The organism is Collinsella sp. LCP19S3_D3, from assembly GCF_052121455.1.
Taxonomy (GTDB): domain Bacteria; phylum Actinomycetota; class Coriobacteriia; order Coriobacteriales; family Coriobacteriaceae; genus Collinsella.
In genome coordinates this window covers 1-7,695 of sequence record NZ_JBQKEF010000033.1, presented here as the reverse complement: position 1 = coordinate 7,695, position 7,695 = coordinate 1, and the positions used below count along the sequence as shown (strand labels likewise).

The 7,695-nt window shown below is 53.4% G+C and carries 5 protein-coding genes and 1 pseudogene; 3 read left to right on the top strand and 3 right to left on the bottom strand.

Going from position 1 to position 7,695, the window contains the following annotated elements; genetic code table 11:
• Nucleotides 1-1,893 (bottom strand): N-acetylmuramoyl-L-alanine amidase family protein (locus tag ACTQXM_RS08770; protein ID WP_441537626.1); only part of this gene is annotated, 1,893 nt, incomplete at its 3' end.
• Nucleotides 1,894-2,015: 122 nt separating this feature from the next.
• Here ACTQXM_RS08770 and ACTQXM_RS08765 point away from each other — a divergent pair.
• Complete coding sequence (locus ACTQXM_RS08765; RefSeq protein WP_161160854.1) at nucleotides 2,016-2,168, top strand: Fic family protein; 153 nt, start codon at nucleotides 2,016-2,018, stop codon at nucleotides 2,166-2,168.
• 94 nt (nucleotides 2,169-2,262) lie between these two features.
• On the opposite strand, the gene ACTQXM_RS08760 is transcribed toward ACTQXM_RS08765, so the two are convergent.
• The gene (locus tag ACTQXM_RS08760; protein WP_441017436.1) at nucleotides 2,263-3,417 is read right to left on the bottom strand and encodes an acyltransferase family protein; all 1,155 of its coding nucleotides are present in this window, start codon (nucleotides 3,415-3,417) and stop codon (nucleotides 2,263-2,265) included.
• 249 nt (nucleotides 3,418-3,666) lie between these two features.
• Nucleotides 3,667-3,828, bottom strand: a pseudogene (locus tag ACTQXM_RS08755) (transposase); the annotation flags it as partial.
• A 642-nt stretch (nucleotides 3,829-4,470) separates the two neighbouring features.
• Between ACTQXM_RS08755 and ACTQXM_RS08750 the strand changes: the two are divergent.
• Nucleotides 4,471-5,505 (top strand): helix-turn-helix domain-containing protein, encoded by a 1,035-nt coding sequence (locus tag ACTQXM_RS08750; RefSeq protein ID WP_441537625.1) that lies wholly within the window; start codon nucleotides 4,471-4,473, stop codon nucleotides 5,503-5,505.
• A gap of 33 nt (nucleotides 5,506-5,538) precedes the next feature.
• On the top strand, nucleotides 5,539-7,224 hold the full coding sequence (locus ACTQXM_RS08745; protein WP_441537624.1) for an AIPR family protein: 1,686 nt from the start codon (nucleotides 5,539-5,541) through the stop codon (nucleotides 7,222-7,224).
• The last annotated feature ends 471 nt before the right edge of the window (nucleotides 7,225-7,695 follow it).

Genomic DNA, 7,695 nt, shown 5'->3' with positions numbered 1-7,695 from the left:
GAGGTCGGTGCCAAAGGCGGCGCGGAGATCGGGGTACTCATTGTAGTAGCTCTGCACGTCGAACGCCTCGGAGCCGCGGCGGCCCTCCGACATGCCGTAGTTGACGAAGTGCCGCAGGACGGCCGAGTCGTCGACCATAGTCACGCCGCCGTAGGTCGACTTGGTGAAGGCCTTCTCGACGTCTCCGTTGCGGGAGAGGTAGTACTCGGGGTCGTAGACGGGAGCGTAGTCCACGCCGCCCGCCTTGGTTGCGGCGCCCTTGAGCTTCGAGCAGCCGGTAGCGTGGCGCCCCTCCTTCTTGCCGTACATAAGGTAGTGCGAGTAGTAGCTGGCGAGGTCGGTGCCAAAGGCGGCGCGGAGATCGGGGTACTCATTGTAGTAGCTCTGCACGTCGAACGCCTCGGAGCCGCGGCGGCCCTCCGACATGCCGTAGTTGACGAAGTGATCCAGGGCCCTATCTTTGCTTCCGTTTGCCCATTCATTAACATCTGGATACTTATTAAGATAGTAGTCGGCATCGAAAACAGACGAATAATCAAGCCAAGATGATTTGGGGAACTGCGCGATGATGGCGTCTGCATCAGCTTCTCCAAGACGCTTGCACCCGGCATCACTAAAGTACTTGTTCGCATCGCCCCAATTGGAAATAAATCCGTGTTCGATCAAAATACCGGGGATTCCAGCTTCACGAGCACAACGAATAACAGCGAATTCGTCGCCCACCTGCATCTGAAAGACACCACGGTTTGTAAGTCCGAGAGCAACAAGATTGTTCTGAACCTTCTGGGCCAGTTCGTACGAAACCTGGGTATAGTCAGCCCCGTTCACGGTAGGCGAATACACCTCGGCACCATGGGCTGCGGACGAACCTGAATTGATATGGAAACTGATATAGGCCTGGGCGCCCTGATTGACGCAACGCTGAACGCGGTAAAGGAAGTCGCTGCTACCGTAGCTGCCCGACTGCTCACGAGCGAGAATTACCTTAAATCCGTAGTTCTCAAGCTTGGTCTTACACGCGCTAACAATCTTCCAAGTAAGGTCGGCTTCGCTCTTCCCGTTGCCCTGAGCGCCAGGATCGGATCCACCGTGACCGGCATCAAGTGCGATCACACGAACATTTTTACGAGCTGAACGGGAATCGGCGCTATAAGCTGCAATGCCACTATCACCTTCAGAACCGGAAAGTGCCTCTTCAATAGAGAAAGCCTCGACAGGATTGCCGTTCTCATCGGCATAGTAGACTGACAAATCATCGGAATTGTCAATGTAATCAGAAGAAGTAGACGAATTGACTACGTTAAAGCTGTAATCCTCAGACGAGAGATCCACTGAATAGATTGCGTTCGAATCCTTCACCTGATACGTAATACCGGTTAAAAAATACCGCGCTACCAACAAATCTTGTCCGAATGTAAAGCCCGCAGCATTCCCAGCGAAGGCCGAAGCTTCAATGGAGCGCTGTTCGCCAGAATCGCTGACGAATGATAGGGACGCAGAGGTCAAAACATCGGAGTCAGATGCAGTTGCGAACGCCGCCTCTTGCATAGCACCCAACGAAAGAGAGGGCTGCGCAATGTACAAGTATTGAAAAGAGGCATCGACAGAGGAGGAATCGTAAGATTGAGCCGGCTGAGCGGCCGATTCGACTTCCGAATTACAAGAGTCGGCTTCGGCGGTCTTCTCAGTAACCTCACAAGGGTCGGCTTCGGCGGTCTTCTCAGTATCCTCGGAAACGAAATCCGAAAATGAAGAGGAGCTAGAGGTCTCGGCTTCATTATTTGAAAGCGAGGAAAACTCAACTGCATAGGCCGACGAAACGGGAGCAAGGAATGAAGAGGAAACCAGAACAGCGGTAACCAAATTAGCGACTGCGCAACGAACTTTTTTCATATATGCACTCCCAACAAATTAACTTAAATCTAAAAAGTAAACTTTAACCAAACAAATTTGAACTCGAATAATTGTAATTGAATTACTTGACCTACTGGGGAACGCGGCAGAAATGTTAGACAGTGTTTTCTGCCAACAGAGTCCTTGCCTATATCGCAGTGAAGGAGCATCCGTTCTTGGATGGCAACAAGCGCTCTGCAGCGGCGTTCTTCATTCACTTCCTCGATAAGAACGGAGTTCTCAGAGACGGAGAGACTCCGTGCCGAAGCTGGTGAGAATCGCCGGGCAGCAGGCGAAGCTGAGGAAGACAGCGTAGGGGAATCGCGATTACGAATTTACACACCGCACAGGACTTGGCCCAACAATGGCCTACCTTAGCAAAGAAACCCCTGCAATCTTGTCACACAAAACATCAAACGCCCTACCCGGATGCTTGAACATCACCCGATACAGAACCTGTCGAACTGCCTCGACGCAGGACGCGGCAACATACACGCCGGTCACCACGAGCACAACCGACAGCAGCCCCCACGCCGTGTGGCAGTGAGAAAACACAAGCACGTTCTTCCAAAGTAATTCCTGCATATAACCGCTGTCCGTAGCAAGGTATACGCCAAACGACAACGTGGCCAAGTAATTGACAGCAGGCCAATGCGCAGGTTGAGCGTTAAAGACAAACAAGCACACCGGAAGTGCGATCGCAAGCGACAAGAGGCTTGCAGGATTAGTCACCACCGATCCGTACACGCTGGAAGCGAAAGCGCTCAAAAGGAGCACGTCCTTTTGAGCCACAAAGTAGCAAACGTACACAGCAACGTACGAAAGAACGGGCAGCGCCAAAACCCTCGCATCCGCCCCGCCGCGATAATGATACTTAAACCAACACGTCACGCACGCGATCACGACCGTCTGACCCGTCAGGGAGGAAACAAAGCCGCCAATTGTCGAATACGGCACAACGGGCAAGACGCCATATAGCACGATCAGCAGCATGCAGAGCTCGCCCAGCCGCCGGCTCGTCAGGGCACGCAACCCGTCGAACAGATAGGGCGCCACAAGAATCAGCAGAATATACACCGTAGGAAACCACCACAGCGAGGCGAGCGGGGCAAAGACGGCAGCCATCAGCTCTTCAGCTTGCAGACCATCCCCCGCCTTAAACACACCGAAGAACAGGACGAGCGGCACACTGTAAAAGAGCATTTGTCCCAGCAGGGTCCAAGCCCTTCGCAGCTGACCCTTAAGTGTCAGTTGCGCGTCGGCCAGATACCACACCGTGATGATAAAAAACACGGCAACGGCAATACGCCCCGAGGGATACAGCACGCCGTGCAGCACCATGCGCGTAAGTGTTCCCGGAAAAACAGAAATGGGCTCAGCATTATGAATCACGAAATGATGAGCCACTATGAACCACATCGAGATGATGCGCAGAAGCTCAACCTTTGAATTGCGCCCTTTTGATCGTCCCAAACTCTCCCCCATCACCGTGCAACTTTTATAAGTCGCTAACGTGTCCTGCATACTAACAATTTAGCCAATTACACATGGAGGGCAAGTTGTGTCACGAATAGTGGCGTAAGCCCCTCCAGGGCCGTCGTCGACCGATATCCTACGCGACCTTACCAAGCTTGTCCATGAAGGCAACCCCCACGAGCGTCGGGGCACGTCCGACGGCCCCTTCCCCCGCCGCCGGCAGCCCGGGCGACTCGTAGCCCTTCCGCAGACTGCGGACGTCCATGAGGTTCTGCGCGTACGGCAACGCGTCGCTCTGGTCGAGGCAGACAGCCCCGACGAGCCTGACCAGCGACTCGACGGACGGGAAGACCGGCACCACCTTGGAGCGCCGCTTGATCTCGGCGCTGGCGCGCTCCTGGACGTTGTTGGTGCGCATCCAGTTGCGGTGCTCATGGGGAAGCCCAGGTACGTGAACGCGAAGGGTGCCGCTTCCTCGAACGGGTCGGCTGCGTCGCGGTCCTCAGCCGCCAGTAACTCGACAGCGCGGTCGTACCCGGCGCGCACCAGTTCGGGTCGGTCTCGGCGAAGGCAGCGGAGCCCCCGTAGGCGGGCGCGGGCACGTTCACCTTCGCACCCTCGACGACCCTTCCCATGGACTCATCACTGAACCACCGGCGAGAGGCCCAGTCCTCGTCCATCTCCGAGAAGGCGGCGCTCACCAGGGTGATGGGCGACTTCCTGCTGGGGAACACTCGCCTCCCTTCTCGGCTTGATCGGGCATACCGAAGTACGCCCTCTCGAAACGCTCTTGGCTCCCCCTGCCCTGAATCGTCCTGCATCCGCTCTCCTTGAGCTCGACATCGAGCCGCCTGATGATTTTGTAGGCCGTCGCCTTAGAGCCCCCATCAGGTCGGCGATCTCGTTCGCGTTTATCATCTTCACCGCCGTTCACTTCCTCCCGTCAAGTAGTACATTTACGCACTGTTTTAGTAGTACATATACGCACTACATTTACGCACTGTATAGCAAGACGCTAACGCACTGTTGATGTAAACTAAAAATAAATTAGCAGGTTCGCGCCATTCCGGCGTTTTATCGGACATCCGAAGCGGGGATTCGATGGAGATGAGAAACTCGCTCCTCCCGAGGGGGCGCGAGGAATATCGCCTCGCCGAGAAGCTGAGGCAGCTGAGGTCGCTGCGGGGACTCACCCAAAGAGAGGTCGCGCAGGTGGCGGGCATCGACGAGTCCACCGTGCGCAACTACGAGCTCGCAAGGCGCATGCCGAAGCCCGAGCACGTCCGGAGCCTGGCGGCGGCGCTGGAGGTCATGCCGGAGGCCCTGATCCCGTTCGACCCCGCTGCCGACCACAACGAACTCTTCCTCATGACCGTGGAGCTGGCCGACATCTACGGTTTCGAGTTCGGCTACAACGACGATTTCGCCTATATCGCCCCTACGAGGGACTTCTTCATCCAAGGCATAGGAAGATGGGCGAAGGCGTACGAGGCGATGTGTAAAAACGAGGGGGCGTTCCGGGGCGACTACGAGCTGTGGAAGGACGAGTTCCACGACCATTTCAGCAAGCGGGACTACCCCGCCGCCTACCCCGACTACGATTCTAATAAGCCCGAATCGGGGCAGCGTTGGATGAGCGAAAGCTTCGCCGCCGCCCTCAAGGACATGCGCCGTATCCGCGGCCTCAACCAGGAGGAGATCGCCGAGAAGGCGGGGCTGAGCCTGTTCACCCTGCGAAGCTACGAGCAAGGAAAGCGCATACCACGCGCAAAGCAGATGGAAGCCCTCTGCGAGGCGCTGGGCGTCACCCTAACACCCTTGTCGCGGCATTATTTCGGAAGCCCCAACCAGGCGATGCACTACCTGTTCGCCATAGCAGGAGCGGCCAACCTGACGCCCGAGAAGAATGGAGAAACAGGTCCCAGGCTGCGAACCCAGGGAAACATGGTGGAGTGGGCTTTCGTCCGCCTGACTGACAAGCTGGAGGAGCTGAAGGACAAGCCGACGACGGAAAGGCGCGATGAGCTGACCCATTGGCTTGCGACGTTCGACTACACCGATGGTGACACCATGAGCGATGCACAATCAGCAGGCCGCCTCGAAAGCAACAATGAAAAACTTATTCCAAAAGCGTAAGAGCAAGTTTCCGCAAATGATGAAGGAGCAAAAATGAACAAAAGCCTCAACATCACGCAATCTTCTATTATAGATTTCATCGAAAGTGAGCGGCATCGCATAGACGATGGAATGAGTCCCAGTGAAGCTTTCGAACACGTCGCTGCTCAACAAGTTTTGACCCAGTATCTGCTTGATGATGACGATATCGCCAGAGGGTTGACTGACGGCGGAGGCGATGGCGGCTATGACGGCATCTTTGTATTCGTAAATGATATCCTGGTCAATGGAGAGGATTCCGATTCGCTCGAGTTGGACAATAAAAGCAGGGTGGACATTCACTTTATTCAGGCGAAAAATCAAACCAGCTTTTCAGAAGTAATTATCCAAAACTGGAAAGATTCGTTTGCAAACCTGACAGAATCAGAAGACCCTGATCGGGAAAGATATCGCGAAGACGTTATCGATCTCTTTAGTTTAATTCGAGCAATCCTTAAACAAACGATAAAAAAACGCCTGCAGGTCTATATTCATTTTTGGGCAGTTTCATTGGCCACTCAAATTCACAACAACCTAGAGAAACAAGCTGGAGAACTTAAGGAACTTGTCGAACGCATCATTCCATCTAAAAACACAGTGGTAGATGTTGATTTTATTACTGCTCCTGATTTTTTCGAACTCATTGAGGAAGTGCCCGATGAGACCATGACCCTGAAAGGGACAAAAGAGCCGCTTTGCCCCGATAGCTCAAGCGCAATCCTCACGGTATCGCTTAAGGAGTACTGTGATTTCATTACCGATGATAGCGGTCACCTGAAAAAGATATTGTTTGAGGCGAACATACGTGATTACCAAGGCAACGTACATGTGAATCAAGCGATTCGAGAGACGCTCGACAATAAATCAGCTATTGATTTTTGGTGGCTCAATAACGGAATCACTATCATAGCCGACTCGATGGCTCGAGATATGGATCATTCCGTCTCATTAACTAACCCAAGAATCGTTAACGGACTCCAAACCTCAAACGAAATTGCTCGGCATTGCCAATCATTGGGGGAAAATGACGACGATAGGAAAGTGCTAATAAAGTGCATCGCTACTAGCAATTACGAAGCTAAAGCGAAAATTATTCAGGCAACAAACTATCAGACGTCTATACCTCCTGCTTTTCTCCATTCGCTCGAAACCACTCATCTTCAGATAGAGAGGTATTTCAAAAACCACGGTCTCCACTACGACAGAAGAAAAAGTTCGGGAAAGAACAACGGCATTTCGTCAAAGGACATTGTCTCGATTTCATTTTTGGGACAATGTTTGATTGCAACATTGCTTAAACAGCCTGATTATGCTCGGGCTAGACCCGCCAAAATCTTGGGAGACGAGAACAAATACAGTAAGATTTTTAATGAGAATATCTCCCTCAAGGCATATTACCAATTAGCGAAAACCGGCAATCAGATTAAACAGCTCATAAAGAAGTTTGAGTTAACACGAGGAGAGCAGAATGACCTCCTCTTCCACGTGATCTATCTTTATTGTGCAAAACAGTCTGATTCATTGGACCTAACCAAATCCGAGCTCGAATTACTGGAACCGCCTTCATCTGAAGACCTCCGACCTGTCATCGAATTAGCAAGGTCGGCATATCTCGACTTTGGAGGAAACGCCCAAACTGCAAAAAGCGCGTCGTTCGTATCCGAGATTCAGAAGAGAGCATCCGAACAATGGGGGCTATAATTTCAATGGGTATTTAATGAGCATCAGCTTGACGCATACTGTGTAAAGTGAAACAAAGCTGACATCCTTGCCGATCGTCGGGCCCGACCAGTCAACCTCGCACGAGACGCCCGCCCACGGCAGGCCCATCGGGCACGAGCGGAACACGGTCCAGGGGATGCTGGAGCGCAGGGCCTCGAGCAGGGAGATCGCGAGGGAGCCGGGCAGGTAGCCCTCGACGGTGAACGCCGAGGTGCCGTGTTAGGGCTAATGTAAATACAACCAATTGACCGATTTCCCATTGACCGTAACACGCCCTTCGCGACGAGGGCGACCTGGACGGCGGTGAGGCCCGAGGCGCCGGTGTGTTTCGTCAAGAGGATTTGAGCAAAAAGAGCATCGGAAATTGAGCAGCCTGAGCATCGGAAGCGCGCACGCTTTTTGAGCGGCTAGCCCTCCTGCATGAGGGCATGGCGGACGCGGTAGGACTCG